This window comes from Dermabacter jinjuensis (assembly GCF_902381725.1).
GTDB lineage: Bacteria > Actinomycetota > Actinomycetes > Actinomycetales > Dermabacteraceae > Dermabacter > Dermabacter hominis.
Genome location: NZ_LR698963.1, coordinates 1,895,562 through 1,917,486, shown reverse-complemented (window position 1 = coordinate 1,917,486; position 21,925 = coordinate 1,895,562). Strand labels below are relative to the sequence as shown.

Here is a 21,925-nt window from a genome sequence, read left to right as displayed (position 1 = left end):
CCGGTAGGCTAGACCAGGTGTGTGCGCTTCGCTCACACGTGTTTCTGTACCATCTACTACCTGTCCCGACGGAGCCATTTACTACATGACCACGAACAACGCACCTCAGATCGCCATCAACGATATCGGTAGCGAAGAGGAACTTCTCGCCGCTATCGATTCGACCATCAAGTACTTCAACGATGGCGACATCGTCGAGGGCACCGTCGTCAAGGTTGACCGGGACGAGGTTCTTCTTGACATCGGCTACAAGACCGAAGGCGTCATCCCTTCCCGCGAACTCTCGATCAAGCACGATGTCGACCCCGATGAGGTCGTCGAGGTCGGCGACGAGGTCGAGGCGCTCGTTCTCCAGAAGGAGGACAAGGAAGGCCGCCTGATCCTCTCGAAGAAGCGTGCGCAGTACGAGCGCGCATGGGGCTCGATCGAGGACATCAAGGAAAACGAAGGTGTCGTTACCGGCACCGTCATTGAGGTTGTCAAGGGCGGCCTCATCGTCGACATCGGCCTTCGCGGCTTCCTTCCCGCTTCGCTCGTCGAGATGCGCCGCGTGCGCGACCTTCAGCCGTACATCGGCCAGGAGCTCGAAGCGAAGATCATCGAGCTCGACAAGAACCGCAACAACGTCGTCCTCTCGCGTCGCGCCTACCTCGAAGAGACCCAGGCATCGGTTCGTACCGACTTCCTCCAGACCCTCCAGAAGGGCCAGGTTCGCGAGGGTCATGTGTCCTCGATCGTCAACTTCGGTGCGTTCGTGGACCTCGGCGGTGTCGACGGCCTCGTCCACGTTTCCGAGCTCTCCTGGAAGCACATCGACCACCCGAGCGAGGTTGTCGAGGTCGGCCAGCCCGTCAAGGTTGAGGTTCTCTCGGTCGAGATGGATCGCGAGCGCGTGTCGCTTTCGCTCAAGGCCACTCAGGAAGACCCGTGGCAGCTCTTCGCCCGCACCCACGCCATCGGCCAGGTTGTGCCGGGTAAGGTTACGAAGCTCGTTCCGTTCGGTGCGTTCGTGCGCGTCGAGGACGGCATCGAGGGCCTCGTGCACATTTCCGAGCTTGCCCAGCGTCACGTTGACCTGCCCGAGCAGGTTGTGAGCGTCGACCAGGAAGTCTTTGTCAAGGTCATCGACATCGACCTCGAGCGCCGCCGCATTTCCCTGTCCCTCAAGCAGGCGAACGAGGGTGTCGACCCCGAGGGCGACGACTCGACGTTCGATCCGGCTCTCTACGGTATGGCCGCTGAGTACGACGAAAACGGCGAGTACAAGTACCCCGAGGGCTTCGATCCCGAGACCAACGAGTGGCTCGAGGGCTACGAGGCTCAGCGCGAGGCCTGGGAAGCGGACTACGCCCGTGCGTACGAGCGCTGGACCCAGCACAAGGCCCAAGTTGCCGAGGCAGCGAAGGCCGACGCCGAAGCTCAGGCTGCGGCGCCGGCAGCGGGCGAGGCCGCACCGACCTCGTTCCAGTCCTCCTCGAGCGACGAGGGCACCCTCGCTTCCGATGAGGCACTCGCGGCTCTTCGCGAGAAGCTCACGGGCAACAACTGATTGACGTGATCGCCTAGCGATCTCACGAAAGCGCTCCTCGTTTTGCGAGGGGCGCTTTCGCCTTTAACCTGAATGGCATCGGCAACGGGCGCATGCCCTGCGCCTTACCTCCTAAGCGAAAGGCCACCTGTGCTGAATTGGATGACCGCGGGGGAGTCACACGGCCCCTCGCTCGTGGCAATGATCGACGGTTTCCCCGCGGGAGTCGAGATTACGCACGAAGCGTTGCGGGATGCGCTTGCGCGGCGCCGGCTCGGTTACGGCCGCGGAGCACGGCAGAAGTTTGAGCAGGACGAGGTTCGCATTCTTTCTGGCGTGCGGCACGGTCGAACCCTAGGTTCACCGATCGCCGTGGAAATTCGAAACACGGAGTGGCCGAAGTGGGAAAAGGTCATGAGCGCCGATCCCGTCTCGCGCGAGGATCTCATGATCGATGCGGGTACGGGCGATGAACGCGAGATTGCGCGCAACAAACCCCTCACGAGGCCGCGCCCCGGCCACGCTGATCTTGCAGGCATGGCCAAGTACGGCCATGAGGATGCACGAAACGTTCTCGAGCGTGCGAGCGCTCGGGAAACCGCTGCGCGCGTGGTGATCGGCGCGTTGTGTGAGGCACTCCTTGAACAGGCCGCGGGCATTACGCTCGTGGCACACACGTTGCAGGTGGGGCAAGCGCGCGTGCCCGAAGGTAGCGCGCTGCCTACTCCCGCCGATGCCTCGACCCTCGATGCGGACCCCCTGCGCTGTTTTGATGCCGACACCTCTCAGGCGATGGTCGACGAGGTCGATGCGGCGAAGAAGGACGGCGACACTCTGGGCGGCGTCGTCGAAGTTCTCGCCTATAACGTTCCGGCCGGTCTCGGCTCTCACACGCAATGGAACCGTCGTCTTGATGCTCGCCTCGCCCAGGCAATCATGAGTATCCAGGCGATGAAGGGTGTGGAAATCGGTGAGGGTTTCGCGAACGCGGGCCGCCGTGGAAGTCTCGCTCATGATGAGATTCTCGGTGAGGGAGCGGGCCCGGCTGGTACGAGCCGCGCGTCGAATCGCGCGGGGGGCACCGAGGGCGGAATCTCGAACGCCGAACTCATTGCCGTTCGTGGTGCCCTCAAGCCGATCTCGACGGTGCCGCGGGCGCTGCGAACGATCGACACGGCCACCGGTGAGGAAGCGACTGCGAACCATCAGCGTTCCGACGTGTGTGCAGTGGCGCCTGCGGCCGTGATCGCTCAAGCGATGGTCGCGATCACTCTCGCCGACGCTCTCCTCGAAAAGGTTGGGGGAGACAGCGTGGCCGAAATCGCCCCTCGTGTGTCGAGCGTGCGCGAGTGCGCCGTGGCGCGTGCAGATGGTGCTGATCGGTGAGCGAACGAGAACAGGCGCTCCCGACGCTTGCACGCCTACGCACTCCCGAACTGTATGAAGGGGGCCCGCGGCTCGTGCTCGTCGGGCCTATGGGCTCGGGAAAAACGACGGTTGGCACACGTGTTGCCAACCGGCTGGGGCTCGCCTTCGTCGATTCCGATCGCGAGATCGAGCGGGAGGCTGCTCGCTCGATTCCGGAGATTTTTGCCTCCGAGGGTGAGCAGTACTTTCGGGCGCTCGAAGAGAGAGTCATTGCGCGCCTTCTCGCGGAGCATGAGGGGATCCTTGCCCTCGGGGGTGGGGCGGTGACATCACCCGCCACCCGCGAGCGTCTGCGCGATAGGCTCGTCGTGCGTCTTCTTCTCGACGCTGATCATGCGCGTGAACGTATTGGTTCGGGTATGGGAAGGCCCGTCCTCGCGGGTGATGACCCGCACGCGCGGTGGATTCAGGTCAGTAAGGAGCGAGAACCACTGTTCGCCCAGGTCGCGGTATGGGCGCTCGACACCGTTGAGGCTTCACCGGATGAGCTCGCGGCCACGCTCGCGCGCGAACTGACGTCACCGCAGCCCACCACTACTCTCGACTAAAGGGGACAACGACGTGACAGGTTTCGACACAGCGATGCCGACTCGCATCACCGTCGGTCGGGGATCGAGCTCCTACGACGTGACGGTGGGTAGGGGGCTTGAACGCACGATCCTCACCGCGATCCCCGAGCGAGTGCTCCACGTTCTTATCGTCCACCAAGCTCCCGTCGCACAGCGGGCCCGCAGGCTTGCCGCGGCGCTCGAGTCCGACGGTCGCGAGGCTCTTACCGTCGCCATCCCCGACGCCGAGCAGGCCAAGGGGATCGACACGCTGAGCGAGCTGTGGCGCGTACTCGGCTCACGCGACTTCACGCGAAGCGACCTGATCATTGGGATGGGAGGCGGCGCAGCGACGGACCTCGCAGGCTTCGCTGCCGCAACCTGGCTTCGCGGCATCGACGTCATTCACGTGCCGACGACGGTTGCGGGAATGGTTGATGCGGCGGTTGGTGGCAAGACCGGCATCAACACGGCGGAGGGGAAGAACCTTGTGGGGGCATTTCATGCTCCCCGTGCAGTGATTGCGGACCTCGAGGCGCTTGAGGGGCTACCAGCGCACGATGTGTCCGCTGGCCTCGCGGAGGTCGTGAAGGCTGGCTTTATTGCCGATCCCCGCATTCTCGACATCATTGAAGGCGGGCCGGGCCGGGTCCGCGATACCCGCTCGAGTGAGTTTGCCGAAATCCTCACCAGGTCGATCACGGTGAAAGCTGAGGTCGTGAGCGAGGATCTCACTGAAAAGGGACGCCGCGAAATTCTCAATTACGGTCATACCCTCGCCCACGCGATCGAACGCCATGAAAAGTACACGTGGCGACACGGCGACGCCGTCGCCGTCGGGATGGTGTTTGCCGCCGAGCTTTCCCACCGGGCCGGCCATCTGAGTAGCGCTCTGCTCGCCCGCCACCGGAATGTTCTCGAATCGCTTGCGCTGCCCACGCGCTACCGGGACGGTCAGTGGGGAGCATTGCGCGAAGCAATGGCGCGCGATAAGAAAGCGCGAGGGGCGCTGCTACGTTTCGTCATCCTCGATGCAGTCGGCGAGCCGATCCGCCTTGAGGGGCCGAGTGAAGCGCTCCTCGAGGAAAGCTATGCCGCCATCACCGCGTAAGCAGCTCCGGTAGGGGTTACGGTTCTACTTCCGGTGGATTTTCGAGGATGTCCCGCGCGAGGTCGTCGTTGTCGATGTTGACGACGGGGATCGCGCCGGTCTCGATCGCTACGCGGCGCCTTTCAGCCTTGCGCACGCGGCGGGCGAAGGCGCGAAGCTGGCTTGGGCTCATTGTGACCGCGAGATCGGGAGCCGTGGTGGGCAGCGTCCACTGCTTCCACTGCGCGAAGATCGCGAGGAGAGTGCCGCACGAGGCGGCGATAAGCACGGTCCAGGCAGGCAGGTCGAAGTAGTAGACGAGCCATGTCAGCACCGAAGTGAGGAGGGCAGCGGTCGCGTAGAGCGGGCCGCCCCCAAACACTACGGGGATGCGCCCCACCGCTATGTCACGAATGACGCCGCCGCCGACACCGGTCGTGACGCCGAGCATGACCGCGGGAAGCGGGGAGAGGCCCACGAGCATAGATTTCGCTGTGCCGATGGCTGCCCAAAGCCCGAGCGCAATACAGTCGAGAACGGTCGTGGTGTGGCGCCACATGGCGCCCTCAGAGGAAACGAAGTAGGCGATCGCTGATCCGGCAAGGCCGACGGTGAGGTAGAGGGGGTTAGCGAAGGCCGCGGGGATGCCGTAGTTGAGGATGAGGTCGCGAATGATGCCGCCGCCGAGGCCCGAGATGACGCCGAGCACGGCGTATCCCACCGCATCGAATTGAAGGCGGCGAGCGAGGGAGCCGCCGACGATGCCCATGACAAACACGCCGATGAGGTCGATCGCGATAAGCAGCTGATTCGTGAGGAGAAAGTGATCGGGCGTGGTGTTCACTCCACTAATCTATTGGAGCAGGCCCGAAGGCCAGAAGCAGGTTGTTGCTCAACTCTCTCGCGGATAGGAGTGAACTCACATGACACACGTTTCCGTCCCCGATGCCCCGACCGGAGTGCTTCGTATCGGCCTCACGGGAGGAATCGGTTCGGGCAAGTCCACCGTCGGAAAAATATGGGCCCGAAAAGGCCACCACGTGATTGATCTTGATGCGCTCTCTCGAGCCGTCCTCGACCAGCCCGGCGAAGGCTTTGAGGAGGCTATCGCACGTTTCGGCGAGAGCTATCGAAACTCCGAGACCGGGAGGATCGACCGTGCGGCACTTGCCGAACTCGTCTTCAACGATCCTGATTCGCGTGCCGATCTCGAACGGATTGTGCACCACCATTTGTGGGCGGAAGTCGGCCGGCTCGAGGCGGCCATAGCCTCACGCGCGGCTGACGGCACGCGCGTTCTCGTCATCCACGATTCGCCCCTGCTTCTCGAGCTGGAGCACGACCGCCACTACCGTGCCATTGTCGCTGTTTTGACACCCGAGCGTGAGCGCATTGACCGAGTCGTCCGCGAGCGCGGCAAGTCCCGCGAATACGTCGAGGGTGTCATCCGTGCGCAGGTCAACGATGAGGAGCGACGCGCGAGGGCAGACGTGTTCATCGACAATGCGGGGGCACCCGAACATCTTGACGAGCGCGCCAACGCCGCCCTCGCCGAGGCGTGCGACATCATCGACCATCGACTCCATGCCCTCGACTAGGGGCGAGGGCTAGGGTTAAGGCATGCGTCCCGTTACCGAACTGACCCGTGCAGTCAAGCCCTTCGAAGTTGTTTCCGAATACAAGCCTGCGGGCGATCAGCCGAAGGCCATTGAGGAACTCGCAGCGCGCATCAACGCAGGAGAACAGGATGTTGTTCTCCTCGGGGCGACAGGAACGGGTAAGAGCGCGACCGCGGCGTGGCTGATCGAAAAGCTTCAACGCCCCACCCTCGTCATGGCGCACAACAAGACCCTCGCCGCTCAGCTCGCGAGCGAATTTCGCGAGCTTCTTCCGAATAACGCGGTCGAGTACTTCGTGAGCTACTACGACTACTACCAGCCAGAGGCGTACGTTCCGCAATCGGATACCTATATCGAGAAGGACTCCTCGATCAACGCCGAAGTGGAGCGGCTGCGTCACAGCGCCACGAACTCACTTCTGACTCGCCGAGACGTGGTCGTCGTGAGTTCAGTGAGCTGCATTTACGGTCTCGGTACACCGCAAGAGTACGTGGATCGTATGGTGCGTCTAAGCGTCGGCGAGGAGATCGAGCGCGATGCTCTCCTTCGCAAGTTCATCGACATGCAGTACGACCGCAACGACGTCGCGTTTGTGCGCGGGACGTTCCGTGTGCGCGGCGATACCGTCGAGATCATCCCCATGTATGAAGAGCTCGCGATCCGCATTGAATTTTTCGGTGACGAGATCGACGCGCTCTACACCCTGCACCCCGTGACCGGCGAAGTGATCCGCGAGGAAGAGCAGATGCACATCTTCCCCGCCTCCCACTACGTCGCCGGCCCCGAGCGGCTTCAGCGCGCTATCAAGGATATCGAAGCCGAGCTTGCCGAACGCCTCGAGGAACTCGAGGGTGAAAACAAGTTGCTCGAGGCACAGCGCCTTCGCATGCGCACGACTCACGACATCGAGATGCTGCGCCAAACCGGAACGACGAATGGCGTTGAAAACTATTCCCGCCATTTTGACGGCCGCGGCCCCGGAACGCCCCCGAATACCCTGCTCGACTATTTCCCCGAAGATTTCGTGCTCATCATCGACGAGTCACACGTGACTGTGCCTCAGATCGGCGCGATGTTCGAGGGGGATCGCTCGCGCAAGCGCACGCTCGTTGACTTTGGTTTCAGGTTGCCGTCGGCACTCGATAACCGGCCTCTGCGCTTCGACGAGTTTATTGAGCGCACCGGGCAGACCGTTTACCTCTCGGCGACGCCCGCCCAGTACGAACTAGAACGCGCCAACGGTTATGTCGAGCAGATCATCCGCCCCACCGGTCTCGTTGATCCCGAAGTGATCGTCAAACCCGTGCGCGGGCAAATCGACGATCTTCGCGCCGAGATCGAAAAACGCGTCGAGAAGAACGAGCGCGTACTCGTGACGACGCTGACCAAGCGCATGGCGGAGGACCTCACGGACTACCTCCTCGAGAACGGCGTGCGCGTCCAATACCTGCATTCCGATGTCGACACTCTTCGGCGCGTTGAACTGCTGCGCGAACTGCGTCAGGGCGAATTCGACGTCCTCGTCGGTATCAACCTTTTGCGTGAGGGCCTCGACCTTCCCGAGGTTTCGCTCGTGGCCATCCTCGATGCCGACAAGGAAGGATTTCTCCGCTCGCGTACTTCGCTTATCCAGACCATTGGGCGTGCAGCCCGTAACGTCTCGGGCCAAGTGCACATGTATGCCGATACGATCACCGATTCGATGCGCGAAGCCATCGATGAGACCAATCGTCGCCGTGAGATCCAAATCGCGTACAACAAGGAAAACGGCATCGACCCGCAGCCGCTCCGCAAGAAGATCGCCGATGTCACAGACATGCTTGCGCGCGAGGATATCGACACCGAGACGCTGCTTGCGACCGACTATCGCAAGGGCAAGGAACGCACGAAGGGCTCAAGCTCGCCCGAGCGAGGTGGCACGACCGGCAATCGCGCACTTGACCTGGGGGATAACCCAGAAAAGGCGCTTCGCGAGATGATTGAGGAACTCACCGCGAATATGCACCAGGCGGCGGAGAATCTCCAGTTTGAAGTTGCGGCGCGCATCCGCGACGAGGTGACGGAACTCAAGAAGGAACTTCGTCAGTTCACGGGAGCTTAGGTGGCAATGAACGCATAGGCGAGTACGATGTCCGGATTACTCCGTGCAGCGCCGCTCGGCTCCCACAAATCGACCGTATGCAAGGAGACCCATGCGTATTACCACTCAAGCTTTTGGCGAGGGCGAGACAATTCCCGTGCGTTTTGCCGAGCACGCCGCGGGTGGCGACAATCTCCACCCCGACCTCTCGTGGACTGACGCCCCCGAGGGGACGCGGTCGTTCGCTCTCACCGTTTTCGACCCGGATGCTCCCACGGGCTCGGGCTTCTGGCACTGGATCGCCTTCGATGTCCCCGCAAGCATGGCAGGTCTTGCCGAGGGGGAGAGCCTGCCCGAGGCGGCCCGTGAATGGGCGAACGACTACGGCTTTTCAGGTTACGGCGGACCGTGCCCACCCGAAGGGCGCGTACACCGCTACATCCATACCGTGCACGCACTCTCAGTCGAGAAACTCGAGATTTCCGAAGAAGTTACGCAGGCCCAGGTTCGTTTCGCGATCTTTGCGAACCAACTCGACTCGGCGAGCCTCACCGGTAGGTTCAAACTCACCGGCAGCGCCAACTAGGGGGGCGACTCACCAGCCGCGCTCGCGCCACTCGGCAAGATGCGGGCGCTCGGCACCAATCGTGGTGTCCTCGCCGTGCCCCGGATACACCCACGTTTCGTCCGGCAAAACATCGAAGAGGCGCTCTTCGACATCGTTGAGCAGCGAGGTGAAGCGCTCAGAATCACCGCGTGTGGCGCCCACGCCGCCCGGAAAAAGGGAGTCGCCGGTAAACACGTGGGTGCCGTCGGCCTGCCCCCAGTAGATCGCGGCCACCGATCCGGGAGTGTGGCCGCGAAGTGCGACGATCTCGAGATCGTTCACGCCGACTCTGATGGTGTCGCCGTTCTTCAGCGGAACATCCGTCGGCGTCGGGATCTCCGGGGCGTCCTTGGCACCCGCGAAAGTTTTTGCCTGGGTCGCAGCGCGCACCTGCGCGAGTGCGCCAACGTGATCGTGGTGCGAGTGAGTCGTGAGGATCGAGTCGAGGCGGGAAGTGGGGGAGCCCTCCCTGATGAGGCGCATGAGACGCGGGGCATCGGCCGCGGCGTCGATCAGGAGCTGGGCGCCCGAGACCCTGCACGTGAGAAGGTACGCATTGTTATCGAGGGGGCCGACGGAGGCTTTGCGAATGACGAGCGAGCCGAGAGTTCGCACGTCGCTTTCCCCGCCGCTCGTGACGCTGCCCGTGTACTGATTTTTGAGGGTGCTCATGCTCACCATGCTACGGCGAGCACCTTCGCTTTTCAGAAGCGGCTCCTAGAATTGTCCAGGTGACTGATGCATTGATTGTGCGCGGTGCGCGCGAACACAACCTCAAGAACGTCGACCTCGAGATCCCCCGCAATGCGCTCGTGGTGTTTTCTGGGCTTTCCGGCTCGGGAAAGTCCTCTCTTGCCTTCGATACGATTTTTGCCGAAGGGCAGCGCCGATACGTCGAGTCCCTCTCAAGCTACGCGAGGCAGTTCCTCGGCCAGATGGACAAGCCGAAAGTCGAGTTTATCGAGGGGCTTTCGCCCGCAGTGTCGATCGACCAGAAGTCGACGAACCGCAACCCGCGCTCGACCGTTGGCACGATCACGGAAATTCATGACTACCTGCGTTTGCTCTATGCGCGCACGGGCGTGCAGCACTGCCCGACGTGCGGGGCTGAGATTTCTTCTCAGAGCGCAGAGCAAATGGTCGATGCTCTTCTTGCCTATCCCGAAGGTACGCGTTTCCAGCTTCTTGCGCCCGTCATTAAGGGCCGCAAAGGCGAACACACCGACCTTTTGAGCTCCCTTCAATCACAGGGCTTCTCCCGTGCACGCATTGACGGCGAGGTGATGCGTCTGTCGGAGGACATCTCGCTCGCGAAAACGAAGAAGCACACGATCGAGGTCATCGTTGATCGTCTTGCGGTGAAGAGCGGTTCGCGCACGCGACTAACGGACTCGGTGGAAACCGCGACCCGGCTTGCGGGCGGCGTTGTCATCGCTGACTTCGTGGATGAACCTGAGGGCTCGCCCGAGCGCACGCGCCGATTTTCTGAGAAGCGCGCGTGCCCCAACGAGCATCCTCTCGAGCTCGAAGAAATCGAGCCGCGGTCGTTCTCCTTTAACGCCCCCTACGGCGCGTGTCCCGAATGTGCGGGTATCGGCACGCGACTTGAAATCGACCCGGACCTCGTGATCCCTGATGAATCGGCGACGCTCGCGGAAGGGGCGATTGCGCCGTGGACCCTCGGCAGCGCCGACCACCACCAGCAGGTGATGAGTGCCCTTGCGAGCGAGCTTGGGTTCTCGATGGACACGCCGTGGAAGGATCTCCCGGACGACGCCAAGGACGCTCTTCTCAACGGACACAATTTCAAAGTGCACGTGCGCTACCGCAACCGGTTCGGGCGCGAGCGCCGCTATTCGACAGGCTTTGAGGGAGTCATGTACTACCTCAAGCGCCGTCACGAGGACACCGAATCCGATTGGGCCCGCGAACGCTACGAGCAGTTCATGCGTCACGCGCCGTGCCCCGCGTGCCAGGGTCGCAGGCTTCGCCCCGAAGTCCTGTCCATCACCATCGGTGGAAAGTCGATCGCCGAGTTCTCGGATCTTCCGATTGGCGAGGCGAAGGCCTTCCTCGAGGGCGTCGAGTTCTCCTCGCGTGACCTCGTGATTGCCGACGAGATTCTCCGCGAAATCCACGCACGGCTCGGCTTCCTCGTCGACGTGGGACTGAACTACCTCAACCTCTCGCGTGCCGCCGGAACCCTGTCCGGGGGAGAGGCACAGCGCATCCGCCTCGCTACTCAGATCGGCTCGGGCCTCGTGGGAGTTTTGTACGTGCTCGATGAGCCATCGATCGGGCTCCACCAGCGCGATAACCAGAGGCTCATCCACACCCTCGTTCGGCTTCGCGACCTCGGCAATACCCTCATCGTTGTCGAGCACGATGAGGACACGCTCCGCACGGCTGACTGGATCGTCGATATCGGCCCCAACGCCGGCGAGTACGGCGGCGAGGTTGTGTATTCGGGCGCGTACGAGGGGCTCCTCGAGGAGTCCCGCTCTATCACCGGGCAGTACCTGAGTGGTGAGCGCACGATCGATGTGCCGAAAGAGCGCCGGAAGGTGGACCCCGGTCGTGTGCTGAAGGTCGTGAATGCGCGCGAAAACAACCTTCAGGGTGTGAATGTGACGGTGCCGCTGGGCCTATTCACCGCCGTGACGGGAGTGTCCGGATCCGGCAAGTCGACTCTCGTCAACGACATTCTTTACCGTGTGCTCGCGAAGAACCTCAACCGCGCTCGCGTCGTCCCCGGCCGACATACGCGCGTTGAAGGCCTCGAGCACCTCGATAAGGTCGTCCACGTCGACCAGTCCCCGATCGGCCGTACGCCGCGCTCGAATCCGGCCACGTATACGGGGGTTTGGGATCGCATTCGTACCCTCTTTGCTCAAACGAGCGAGGCGAAGGTGCGCGGTTACAAGGCCGGACGCTTCTCGTTCAACGTCAAGGGCGGGCGATGCGAGAACTGCGCCGGTGACGGAACGATCAAGATCGAGATGAACTTCCTTCCGGACGTGTACGTGAAGTGCGAGGTGTGCCATGGCGCACGCTACAACTCAGAAACACTCCAGGTGCGTTTCAAAGGCAAGAACGTGGCCGAGGTGCTCGACATGCCGATCTCGGAGGCCGTCGAGTTTTTCGAGGCGGTTCCCGCCATCCACCGTCAGTTGTCGACGCTTGTCGAGGTTGGTCTCGGGTATTTGCGGCTCGGGCAGTCCGCGACGACGCTCTCGGGCGGCGAAGCACAGCGCGTGAAGCTCGCTGCCGAACTGCACAAGCGCTCGAAGGGCCGGACGATTTACGTGCTGGACGAGCCGACGACCGGCTTGCACTTCGAGGACATTAAAAAACTCCTTTCGGTGCTTCAGGGACTCGTGGACAAGGGCAACTCGGTCGTCGTGATCGAACACAATCTGGACGTGATTAAGAGCGCCGACTACCTCATCGACCTCGGTCCGGAGGGCGGCAGCGGAGGCGGCCGCGTGATCGCGACCGGCACGCCCGAAGACGTCGCGAAGGTCGACGAGTCGTTCACGGGGCAGTTCCTGCGGGAGCTCCTGTAATGGCGGATCCGGCGACGTACCGGCCGGCGCCGGGGTCTATTCCGACGGATCCTGGCGTCTACCGGTTCCTCGACCCCGATTCGAGGGTCATCTACGTGGGCAAGGCGAAGAATCTTCGCCAAAGGCTCGGCAACTATTTTCAGGATCTCGCGAACCTCCACCCGCGCACCCAGAAAATGGTGACCACCGCAAGCCAGGTGCAGTGGACGGTCGTCACGAGCGATGTCGAGGCACTCACGCTCGAATACACCTGGATCAAGGAATTTGATCCGCGCTTCAACGTGAAGTTCCGCGATGACAAGTCGTACCCGTTCCTCGTCGTGACGATGGGTAATCAGGTGCCGCGCGCGATGATCACGCGCAAAGAGCGCCACAAAACGGATCGTTCCTTTGGTCCGTACGCTCACGTGTGGGCCATTCGCGAAACTCTCGACCTGCTATTGCGAGTCTTTCCCGTGCGAACGTGCACCCAGGGCGTGTACAACCGTGCGGAACGCTCGGGCAGGCCGTGCCTACTCGGCTTCATTGGCAAATGCGCCGCGCCGTGCGTAGGCAACGTAAGCATCGAGGAGCACCGAGCACTCGCCGAAAACCTCGTGGCGTTTATGGACGGCAATACCGGGGCTTTTGTTCGCGAACGGCGCACCAAAATGAAGGAAGCTGCCGCCGCGCTGGACTACGAGGCCGCAGCCCGATATCGCGACGACCTTGCCGCGCTCGAAAAGGTCATGGAAAAAAACTCGGTGGTGCTTGCAGATGCGACCGACGCCGATCTCGTCGCCCTCGAACTCGACGAGCTCGAGGCAAGCGTGCAGGTCTTTCACGTGAGAGGCGGGCGTATCCGGGGTCAACGAGGGTGGGTTGCCGAGCTCTTGGATGATTCAAGCCCGGCTGAGCTCATGGAACGGGCGCTCACGCAGCTCTACGAGGGGACCGATACACGCGCCCCGCACGAGATTCTCGTGACACACATGCCGTCCCGTCCTGATGAGATTCGAGCGCTCCTTAACCGTCAAAGCATCGATATACGGGTGCCCCAGCGGGGTGAAAAGAAAGCGCTTCTTGAGACGGTAAGCGCAAATGCGAAAGAAGCCATGCGACTCGGGAAACTGCGCCGGACAGGCGACCTCACCTCCCGTTCCAAAGCGCTCGAGGATCTCGGCGAAGCGCTCGATATGGAAGACGCGCCGCTGCGCATCGAATGCTTCGACATCTCGCATTCGCAGGGCACAAACGTCGTCGGCTCGATGGTCGTGTTCGAAGACGGTCTCCCACGCAAGAGCGAGTACCGCCGTTTCTCGATCTCCGGGGACGCAGCGCGTGATGACACGGCGAGCATGCAGGACGTGCTGCGTCGACGGCTTCGCCACCACCTCGAGCAGAAGGAAGCCCGGGCAAACGGTGACGTGGTTGATCCGTCCGCGACTCGATTCGCGTACCCGCCGAACCTCATCATCGTTGACGGTGGCTTACCTCAGGTCAATGCCGCCAAACGCGTCATGGATGAACTGGGTATCACCGATGTTGCCCTGATCGGCATCGCTAAGCGTCTCGAGGAAGTGTGGCTGCCCGATGAGGACTACCCGCTCATTCTTCCGCGCACATCCGAAGCGCTCTTTCTCATCCAGCGCCTGCGCGACGAAGCACACCGCTTTGCCATCACGTTTCACCGCTCCAAACGAGGCCGCTCGATGCACGAAAGCGTGCTCGATGAGATCCCCGGCCTGGGGCCCAGTCGGCGACGTGCGCTCCTCGACCGTTTCACGACCGTCGACGCGATTCGCAAGGCGCGCGTCGAGGACCTCGAAGGCGTCCCTGGAATTGGCCCTGCACTCGCGGCGAATATCCACGCCGCACTACAATCCGAAGAGCGGGCCCCCGCGGTGAACATGACGACGGGAGAGATTCTTGAGTGAGAACAAGCAAGAGCTGGGCAACGGTGAGACAGAGCAGCCGTCGGACCAGAGCGGTATCGCCCCGGAAATCGTGATCATCACGGGGCTTGCGGGTGCAGGCAGGGAGACTGCCGCCCATGCTCTCGAAGACATGGGCTGGTACGTCGTGTACAACATCGCGCCGCAACTTATCCGCACCCTGTTCGACCTTCAGTCTCAGGCCGTCGGCCGCGCCAATCGCTTCGCCGTCGTTACCGACCCGCGTTCCGGCCCCTTCTTCAATGACCTTCCCGAAGTTATCCAGGACCTCCGGAAACAGGAAGTGCGCACGCGCCTCGTGTTCCTCAGCGCCGATCAGAACACGCTCGTGCGCCGGTTCGACTCGGTTCGACGCCCCCACCCTCTCCAGGGCGAGGAGGGCGTGCTCGAAGGGATCCGCCGCGAACGAGAGCAGCTTGCTCCGCTGCGACGGATGGCCGATATCGTCATCGACACCTCGCCGCTGAACGTCCACCAGCTCTCGATGCGCATGCGCAAGGAGTTCGGCAAAGGGGACGACCACACCGTGACTGTCAACGTCATGAGCTTCGGCTTTAAATACGGCATTCCCATCGAATCGGACTACGTTGCCGACGTGCGATTTCTTCCGAACCCGTACTGGGTGCCGGAGCTTCGCGACAAGCGCGGCATCGATAGCGAGGTTGCCGACTACGTTTTGGAGCAAGCGAACGCGAAGGAATTCATCAGTCGTTACGTCGAGATGTTGATTCCCGTACTGCGCGGCTACCGCGAGGAGAACAAGCAATTCGCTGCCGTCGCCATCGGTTGTACGGGAGGTAAGCACCGCTCCGTTGCGGTCGCGGAGACCATCGGCGATGAGCTTCGAAAGCTTGGCTACCCGGTGCGCGTGCGCCACCGCGATCTCGGCAGAGAGTAAAGCGCCGTGAACGCCAATGTCCCGAGGCGTACGTCCTCGCTCATGCCCACGCCCCTGCGTTCGCGCACGCGGGGGCCCAAAGTGGTGGCCTTTGGCGGCGGTCACGGCCTATCAGCGAGTCTTAACGCGCTGCGCCACCTCACGCGTGATCTCACCGCAGTGGTGACCGTGGCGGACAACGGCGGTTCCTCGGGCCGGCTACGCGCCGAGCTCCCGATCCTCCCGCCCGGTGACCTCCGCATGGCGCTTTCGGCCCTGTGCGAGGACTCGGAATGGGGAGTGACGTGGCGCGATGTCGTGCAGCATCGCTTCACCTCGGACGGTGAGATCAACGGCCACTCGCTCGGAAACCTTCTCATCGTCGCCCTCTGGCAGCTACTCGACAATCCCATCGCCGCACTCGACTACGTCGGTGAACTCCTTGGTACTTCCGGTCGTGTTCTTCCGATGGCGCTCGAGCCTCTCGATATCGAGGCGCTCGTATCTTTCCCGGGCGAAGAACTTCGCACGATCCGCGGCCAGGCGGATGTCGCCGCCACCACCGGCCACGTCGAGGACCTGCGTATCATTCCGCCCGAACCTCAGATCGCACGCGAGGTGCTCGACTCGATCGAAGAGGCCGAATGGCTCGTGATCGGTCCCGGTAGCTGGTACACCTCCGTCCTCCCACACGTGAAGATCGCTGAACTACGTGACGCCATTACGCACACGAACGCACGCAAAGTGCTGACGATGAACCTCGCTGCGGGGCGCTCGGAAACCGTCGGCCTCACGAGCACTGATCTGCTTGCCATCGTGTGCGACGCAGCCCCTGAGCTCCGATTCAATGCGCTCGTAGCCGATCCTTCCGTCGAACGCGACGGTGGAAAGGCCCTCGTTACCGCCGCCCACGACCGTGGAATCGACGTTCTCATGCGCACGGTATCCACGAATGACGGAACCCCCACTCACGATCCGCTTCGACTCGCGACCGCGTATCGCGACGTGTTTAATGGCGTTTTCACCCACCCATGGAAGGACTGAAATGGCCCTGACTGCCGATGTCAAGGAGGAGCTTTCCCACCTCGACGTGACTCGCGTGAGCGCACGTAAAGCCGAGGTGGCGACCCTTTTGCGCTTCGCGGGAGGTCTCCACCTCGTGGGTGGCCGGGTGTCGATTGAGGCCGAACTCGACCAGTCGGCGAGTGCCCGCCGACTCAAGACCTACGTCGCCGATCTCTACGGGCACCCGAGCGAAGTCACCGTCCTCGCTGCGTCGGGGATCCGGCGCTCGACGCGCTACATCGTGCGCGTGCTCTCCGATGGCGCGATCTTTGCGAAACAAACCGGCCTTCTCGATGCGCGTTCGAGGCCCGTACGAGGCCTGCCGCCGCTCGTCGTTGGCGGGAGCACAGAGGATCAGGCTGCTGCATGGCGAGGAGCTTTCCTCGCTCACGGAAGTCTCACCGAACCAGGCCGAAGTGCCGCGCTTGAACTCACGTGCCCCGGCTCCGAGGTCGCACTCGCGATGGTGGGATCGGCCCGGAGGCTCGGCATCCAAGCGAAATCGAAAGAAGTACGCGGGACAGACCGCGTGGTGATTCGCGACGGCGAAGCAATCGGTCACATGCTCGCGCTCATGGGTGCCGAAAAAACTGCGGCGCTTTGGAACGACAAGCGCTCAAAGCGGGAAGTACGGGCGACCGCAAACCGTCTCGCCAATTTTGACGATGCAAATCTGCGCCGGTCGGCGCGTGCCGCCGTTGCCGCAGGCGCCCGCGTCGAAAGGGCGATCGAAATTCTCGGCGACGACATTCCCGATCACTTGCGTGCCGCAGGTCTTCTCCGCCTCGAACACCGTCAGGCAAGTCTCGAGGAACTCGGCCAGCTCGCCGATCCGCCCATGACCAAGGACGCCGTGGCAGGGAGGATCCGTCGGCTTCTCGCCCTCGCTGATAAAACTGCCGAGGAACGCGGCATTCCTGGAACCGAGGCAAACCTTGGTCCCGAAATGTTAGATGCGGAATAAAAAAGCGCGCTGAGCCGCTTGTGGCTCCCCAGGTTCCTATGAGCCTCGCATCACAATGTTGATAGAATCGAGCTAACCCGCACACGCGGGATCCATGCGTACAAGGAGGTGCGCGAAGCCCAGTCCCACACGGCGGAAACGCCGCCGTGCACCAAGGAGGAACTGTGACCGTAAAGGTTGGTATTAACGGATTCGGTCGTATCGGCCGTAACTTCGCGCGCGCTGCATTCGAGCAGGGCGCCGACATCGAGATCGTTGCTGTCAACGACCTCACCGACACCAAGACCCTCTCGCACCTCGTGAAGTACGACTCGATCCTCGGCCGTTTCGACGGCTCTGTCGAGTCCACCGAGGATTCGATCACCATCGACGGCAAGTCGATCAAGGTGTTCTCGGAAAAGGATCCGGCTGCTATCGATTGGGCCTCGGTTGGCGCTGAGGTCGTCGTTGAGTCGACCGGTCTCTTCACCGATGCTGAGAAGGCCAAGGCTCACCTCGGCGATACCGTCAAGAAGGTCATCATCTCGGCCCCCGGCAAGAACGTTGACGCAACCTTCGTCGTTGGCGTGAACGAGGGCGACTACGACGCTGAGAACCATCACGTGGTCTCGAACGCCTCGTGCACGACCAACTGCCTCGCCCCGCTCGCAAAGGTTCTCAACGATGAATTCGGCATCGTCAAGGGCCTCATGACGACGGTGCACGCGTACACGGGTGACCAGCGCATCCTCGATGCGCCCCACAAGGACCTGCGCCGCGCTCGCGCCGCAGCCCTCAACATCATCCCCACGAAGACCGGCGCCGCTGCTGCTGTTGCTCTCGTGCTCCCCGAGCTCAAGGGCAAGTTCGACGGTTACGCGCTCCGCGTTCCCACGCCGACCGGCTCGGTCGTGGACCTCACCTTCGAGGCTGAGCGCGAGGTTTCCGTCGAGGAGATCAACGCTGCCGTGAAGAAGGCCGCAGAGGGCCCGCTCAAGGGCGTTCTCGCCTACACCGAGGATCCGATCGTCTCGAAGGACATCGAGACCGATCCGCACAGCTCGATCTTCGATGCCGGCTGCACCAAGGTCATCGGCAACCAGGTCAAGGTCGTGTCGTGGTACGACAACGAGTGGGGTTACTCGAACCGCCTCGTTGACCTGACCGTCCTTATGGGCGAGAAGCTCTGATTCTCCCCTCCGCTCACTCTTGAGTACCTCAACGAAGGGTCCGCGTCACGGCACCGCTGTGGGCGCGGGCCCTTCGTCCACCTGGGGCTGAAAGGCTCCACCGGGGTGCGCAATCGCCACCCCGCCCTTTTTATGAGGATGTGACCCATGCTTAAGACCATCGATTCACTCGGCGATCTCGCCGGCAAGCGCGTTCTCGTACGCGCCGATCTCAACGTTCCACTCGACGGCACGACCATCACGGATGATGGCCGTATTCGTGCTTCGCTGCCGACCATCAATGCTCTTCGCGAGAAGGGTGCGCGTGTCATTGTGACCGCTCACCTCGGCCGTCCCAAGGGCGCGCCGGATCCCAAGTTCTCCCTCAAGCCCGCCGTGGATCGACTGAGCGAGCTCCTCGAGGCGCCGGTCGCGTTTGCGACGGATACCGTTGGCGAGAGCGCCAAGCAGACGGTCGAAAGCCTCGGTGACGGCGATGTGGCCGTTCTCGAAAACGTCCGCTTCAACGCCGGCGAAACGAGCAAGGATCAGGCAGAGCGCGAAGCCTTCGCGAAGGAACTCGCTTCGCTCGCCGATGCGTTCGTGTCTGACGGTTTCGGTGTTGTCCACCGCAAGCAGGCGTCCGTGTACGACGTGGCTAAGCTCCTGCCGGCTGCGGCGGGTTCGCTCGTCGAAAAGGAGGTCGCGTCGCTTCGCAAGGTGACCGATGAGCCGGCACGCCCGTTCGTCGTGATTCTCGGCGGCTCGAAGGTTTCCGACAAGCTCGGCGTGATTGACAATCTCCTCGGCAAGGCCGACCGCCTCCTCATCGGCGGCGGCATGAGCTACACCTTCCAGAAGGCCCTTGGCCACGAGGTAGGCAAGTCGCTCCTTGAAGAAGACCAGGTGGAGACGGTGAAGGGCTACCTCAAGCGCGCCGAGGAATCGGGCGTCGAGATCGTCCTTCCGGTCGACAACGTCGTGTCCGAAAACTTCGGGCCGGACGGCCCCGCCGACGTCGTTCCCTCGAGCGACATCCCTGCGAACAAGGAAGGTCTCGACATCGGTCCGAAGACCCGCGAGCTGTTCGCCTCGAAGCTCGGCGATGCCGGCACGGTCTTCTGGAACGGCCCGATGGGCGTATTCGAGTTTGAACTCTACGCAGACGGCACCAAAGCTATCGCCGAAGCCCTCGCCGAATGCTCGGGCTACACGGTCGTGGGTGGCGGCGATTCCGCGTCCGCGATCCGCAATCTCGGCTTCGACGAAGCGCGCTACTCGCACATTTCCACCGGTGGCGGTGCGAGCCTCGAACTTATCGAGGGCAAGGAGCTGCCGGGTATCGCCATTCTTGAGGAGAAGTGATCATGACTCGTACCCCGCTTATTGCAGGCAACTGGAAGATGAACCTCACCTACATCGAGGCTCAGGCGCTCCTTGAGGACCTCGTCGAGAACCTCAAGGAAGCCGGCCACAAGACCGATGCCGTCGAGGTTGCTGTTCTTCCTCCGTTTGTTGACATCCGCACTGTTCAGACTGTTCTCGATGGTTCGGGTTCCGGGATTGTGTACGGCGGTCAGGACATTTCCGAGCACGAATCTGGCGCGTACACGGGCGAAGTCTCGGGCGCGATGCTCAAGGCTCTCGGTGCAACCTACGCAGCTGTTGGCCACTCGGAGCGCCGGCAGTACCACGGCGAGACCGAGCAGGTGACCAATGCCAAGGTCAAGGCTGCACTCGCGAACGATCTTTCGCCGATTCTCTGCGTAGGCGAGCCGCTCGAGGAGCGCAAGGCCGGTAAGCACGTCGAATACACCCTCGCGCAGGTCGAAGGTGGCATCGAAGGCCTCTCGGCCGAGGACGTCAAGAAGATCGTCATTGCCTACGAGCCCGTGTGGGCGATCGGCACCGGCGAAGTCGCGACGAGCGAAGACGCGCAGGAAGTGTGCCGCGAGATCCGCGATCTGCTCCGTACGAAGTTCGGCGACGAGGTTGCCGATTCGGTGCGCGTGCTCTACGGCGGCTCCGTGAAGTCCTCCTCGATTGTTGACCTCATGCAGCAGGCTGACGTTGACGGTGCACTCGTTGGTGGTGCATCGCTCAAGGCCGATGAGTTCGCGAAGATCGCCACCTACAACGTCGCTGATTGATTTCCCTCACGAAGTGATAACCTCGCTACGCGGCTCGGCCTTAGGCTGGGCCGTGTAGCGTATTGTTAACCTCGTTTCCCCTATGTCAACCGAAGGAACCTCCCGGACATGGAAATTCTCAAGATCGCTCTCTTCGTGATTCTTGCGATCACGAGCCTCTTGCTCATGATGTTTATCCTCATGCACAAGGGGCGTGGCGGTGGCCTCTCCGACATGTTCGGCGGCGGCATTTCGACCGGTGCGGGCTCTTCGGGCGTTGCGGAACGCAACCTCAACATCATTACGACCGTCGTGGGCGTGGTGTGGCTTGGCTCGGCGATTGGTATCGCCGTGGTTGAGCGATTCATGTAGGGACCTGGCGCGCCTCGCGCCGTTTCTCCCACACTGATTCTTTACGCACCCGGGTGTATGTCGAAGGCACTCGGGTGTTTTTCTTTCCCTCGAGCCAGCTTTCACTCTCCTCTTCGCCCCTTCAATCGGCTGACCGGCGTGGGCCACGGGAAAGAGAAACTACCGATCAAGCACGATCGCGAGGGTGCTGGCGCTGAGCTGCCCCGGGGCGGATTGGGGGCCGACGGTGGCAAAGCTTGCGTCGGATCCGAATACTTCGCCTGCGAGCCGGCTTACCCTGCCTAGATGCCCCATCGCGATCGTGATGAGCGGGCGCTCAAGGCGCTTTTTCGCGTCGAGGCTCGCGCTGAGAAGGGCGAGGACGTCCTCGGGACATTGCGGCATGACCGCGAGTTTCGCGATGGCCCGCTGCGGGGGTGCGAGGGTCGTCATGTATTCGAGCATCGCGAGCATCGCCTCGCGCGGGGGAGTGGCCTCGAAGTAGTGACGCGAGAGGACAACGGGAATGCCAGAGGCCTCGGTAGCTTCGAGAACGGAGCTGATGGCAGCGGGATGCCGCGCGATCTCGACGTCGAGTGCCTCGGCGAGACCGGATTTTGCGATTGCCGAAAGCAGCTCGGCGTAAACGTCGTCCGTAACGCTCCACGTGCCGCCCTCGCTCGCCGTGCGGATCGTCGCGAGCAGCGGATGCGAGGGAGCGGATGCGCGAACAGCGCGGAGCGCGTCCATAATGGCGGCCTCGGCCTGGGCGAAGGGAACGTCGGCCTCGCCCAGGAGGTGATCGAGACGCACCTCGAGGATGTCCACGGGCGCCTCTCGCGCCTGTACCGCTTGATCGCTCAGTTCGCTCACGCTTGAACCGAGCACGGGCGCGATGATCGCTGTCCTGTGGCCTTCACCGAGGCTGACTTCGCCGATCATCACGCCCGTCGTCATGGCTTTCGTTCGCCTTTCTTCACCGCGATCCACA

Annotated in this window: 19 protein-coding genes; 16 read left to right on the top strand and 3 right to left on the bottom strand. The window is 62.4% G+C overall.

The window, feature by feature from the left end; translation table 11 throughout:
* Positions 1–85 precede the first annotated feature (85 nt).
* The 4 genes from rpsA (at position 86) to aroB (ending at position 4,615) form a co-directional block, all read left to right on the top strand.
* The gene (gene rpsA / locus FXY94_RS08505) at positions 86–1,549 is read left to right on the top strand and encodes a 30S ribosomal protein S1 (protein ID WP_016664623.1); all 1,464 of its coding nucleotides are present in this window, start codon (positions 86–88) and stop codon (positions 1,547–1,549) included.
* 129 nt (positions 1,550–1,678) lie between these two features.
* Positions 1,679–2,914 (top strand): chorismate synthase, encoded by a 1,236-nt coding sequence (aroC, locus tag FXY94_RS08500; protein ID WP_016664622.1) that lies wholly within the window; start codon positions 1,679–1,681, stop codon positions 2,912–2,914.
* On the top strand, positions 2,911–3,504 hold the full coding sequence (locus tag FXY94_RS08495; RefSeq protein WP_051120655.1) for a shikimate kinase: 594 nt from the start codon (positions 2,911–2,913) through the stop codon (positions 3,502–3,504). Before aroC ends, FXY94_RS08495 begins: the two co-directional genes overlap by 4 nt.
* A 13-nt stretch (positions 3,505–3,517) precedes the next feature.
* The gene (aroB, locus tag FXY94_RS08490) at positions 3,518–4,615 is read left to right on the top strand and encodes a 3-dehydroquinate synthase (RefSeq protein WP_016664620.1); all 1,098 of its coding nucleotides are present in this window, start codon (positions 3,518–3,520) and stop codon (positions 4,613–4,615) included.
* Positions 4,616–4,631: 16 nt separating this feature from the next.
* On the opposite strand, the gene FXY94_RS08485 is transcribed toward aroB, so the two are convergent.
* Entirely contained in the window at positions 4,632–5,438 is an 807-nt protein-coding gene (locus tag FXY94_RS08485; protein WP_016664619.1) for a trimeric intracellular cation channel family protein, read from the bottom strand.
* Positions 5,439–5,517: 79 nt separating this feature from the next.
* On the opposite strand from FXY94_RS08485, the gene coaE reads away from it, so the two are divergent.
* The 3 genes from coaE to FXY94_RS08470 all read left to right on the top strand — a co-directional run bounded on the left by coaE (position 5,518) and on the right by FXY94_RS08470 (position 8,879).
* Positions 5,518–6,192: a dephospho-CoA kinase gene (gene coaE / locus FXY94_RS08480; RefSeq protein ID WP_016664618.1), complete on the top strand. Its 675-nt coding sequence runs from the start codon at positions 5,518–5,520 to the stop codon at positions 6,190–6,192.
* 22 nt (positions 6,193–6,214) lie between these two features.
* Positions 6,215–8,314: an excinuclease ABC subunit UvrB gene (gene uvrB, locus FXY94_RS08475; protein ID WP_016664617.1), complete on the top strand. Its 2,100-nt coding sequence runs from the start codon at positions 6,215–6,217 to the stop codon at positions 8,312–8,314.
* A 91-nt stretch (positions 8,315–8,405) separates the two neighbouring features.
* Positions 8,406–8,879 carry a YbhB/YbcL family Raf kinase inhibitor-like protein gene (locus tag FXY94_RS08470; RefSeq protein ID WP_016664616.1) on the top strand — a complete coding sequence of 158 codons (474 nt, stop codon included), beginning with the start codon at positions 8,406–8,408 and terminating at the stop codon, positions 8,877–8,879.
* 9 nt (positions 8,880–8,888) lie between these two features.
* On the opposite strand, the gene FXY94_RS08465 is transcribed toward FXY94_RS08470, so the two are convergent.
* Positions 8,889–9,581, bottom strand: a complete 693-nt coding sequence (locus FXY94_RS08465; RefSeq protein ID WP_016664615.1) for an MBL fold metallo-hydrolase — start codon at positions 9,579–9,581, stop codon at positions 8,889–8,891.
* 50 nt (positions 9,582–9,631) lie between these two features.
* Between FXY94_RS08465 and uvrA the strand changes: the two genes are divergently transcribed.
* The 9 genes from uvrA (at position 9,632) to secG (ending at position 20,955) form a co-directional block, all read left to right on the top strand.
* Positions 9,632–12,466, top strand: a complete 2,835-nt coding sequence (uvrA, locus tag FXY94_RS08460) for an excinuclease ABC subunit UvrA (protein WP_016664614.1) — start codon at positions 9,632–9,634, stop codon at positions 12,464–12,466.
* Positions 12,466–14,382, top strand: coding sequence for an excinuclease ABC subunit UvrC (gene uvrC / locus FXY94_RS08455; RefSeq protein WP_016664613.1), 1,917 nt, complete (start codon positions 12,466–12,468; stop codon positions 14,380–14,382). The genes uvrA and uvrC overlap by 1 nt, the downstream gene beginning before the upstream one ends.
* A 13-nt stretch (positions 14,383–14,395) precedes the next feature.
* Positions 14,396–15,298 carry an RNase adapter RapZ gene (gene rapZ / locus FXY94_RS08450; protein ID WP_070458847.1) on the top strand — a complete coding sequence of 301 codons (903 nt, stop codon included), beginning with the start codon at positions 14,396–14,398 and terminating at the stop codon, positions 15,296–15,298.
* A gap of 6 nt (positions 15,299–15,304) precedes the next feature.
* Entirely contained in the window at positions 15,305–16,321 is a 1,017-nt protein-coding gene (locus FXY94_RS08445) for a gluconeogenesis factor YvcK family protein (RefSeq protein ID WP_016664611.1), read from the top strand.
* A 1-nt stretch (position 16,322) separates the two neighbouring features.
* Positions 16,323–17,306, top strand: a complete 984-nt coding sequence (gene whiA, locus FXY94_RS08440; RefSeq protein ID WP_016664610.1) for a DNA-binding protein WhiA — start codon at positions 16,323–16,325, stop codon at positions 17,304–17,306.
* Positions 17,307–17,470: 164 nt separating this feature from the next.
* Positions 17,471–18,475 (top strand): type I glyceraldehyde-3-phosphate dehydrogenase, encoded by a 1,005-nt coding sequence (gene gap / locus FXY94_RS08435; protein WP_016664609.1) that lies wholly within the window; start codon positions 17,471–17,473, stop codon positions 18,473–18,475.
* A gap of 147 nt (positions 18,476–18,622) precedes the next feature.
* Complete coding sequence (locus FXY94_RS08430; RefSeq protein ID WP_016664608.1) at positions 18,623–19,819, top strand: phosphoglycerate kinase; 1,197 nt, start codon at positions 18,623–18,625, stop codon at positions 19,817–19,819.
* A gap of 2 nt (positions 19,820–19,821) precedes the next feature.
* Positions 19,822–20,604, top strand: coding sequence for a triose-phosphate isomerase (gene tpiA, locus FXY94_RS08425; RefSeq protein ID WP_016664607.1), 783 nt, complete (start codon positions 19,822–19,824; stop codon positions 20,602–20,604).
* Positions 20,605–20,712: 108 nt separating this feature from the next.
* On the top strand, positions 20,713–20,955 hold the full coding sequence (gene secG / locus FXY94_RS08420) for a preprotein translocase subunit SecG (protein ID WP_016664606.1): 243 nt from the start codon (positions 20,713–20,715) through the stop codon (positions 20,953–20,955).
* A gap of 159 nt (positions 20,956–21,114) precedes the next feature.
* On the opposite strand, the gene aroD is transcribed toward secG, so the two are convergent.
* Positions 21,115–21,891: a type I 3-dehydroquinate dehydratase gene (aroD, locus tag FXY94_RS08415; RefSeq protein ID WP_016664605.1), complete on the bottom strand. Its 777-nt coding sequence runs from the start codon at positions 21,889–21,891 to the stop codon at positions 21,115–21,117.
* Positions 21,892–21,925 lie beyond the last annotated feature (34 nt).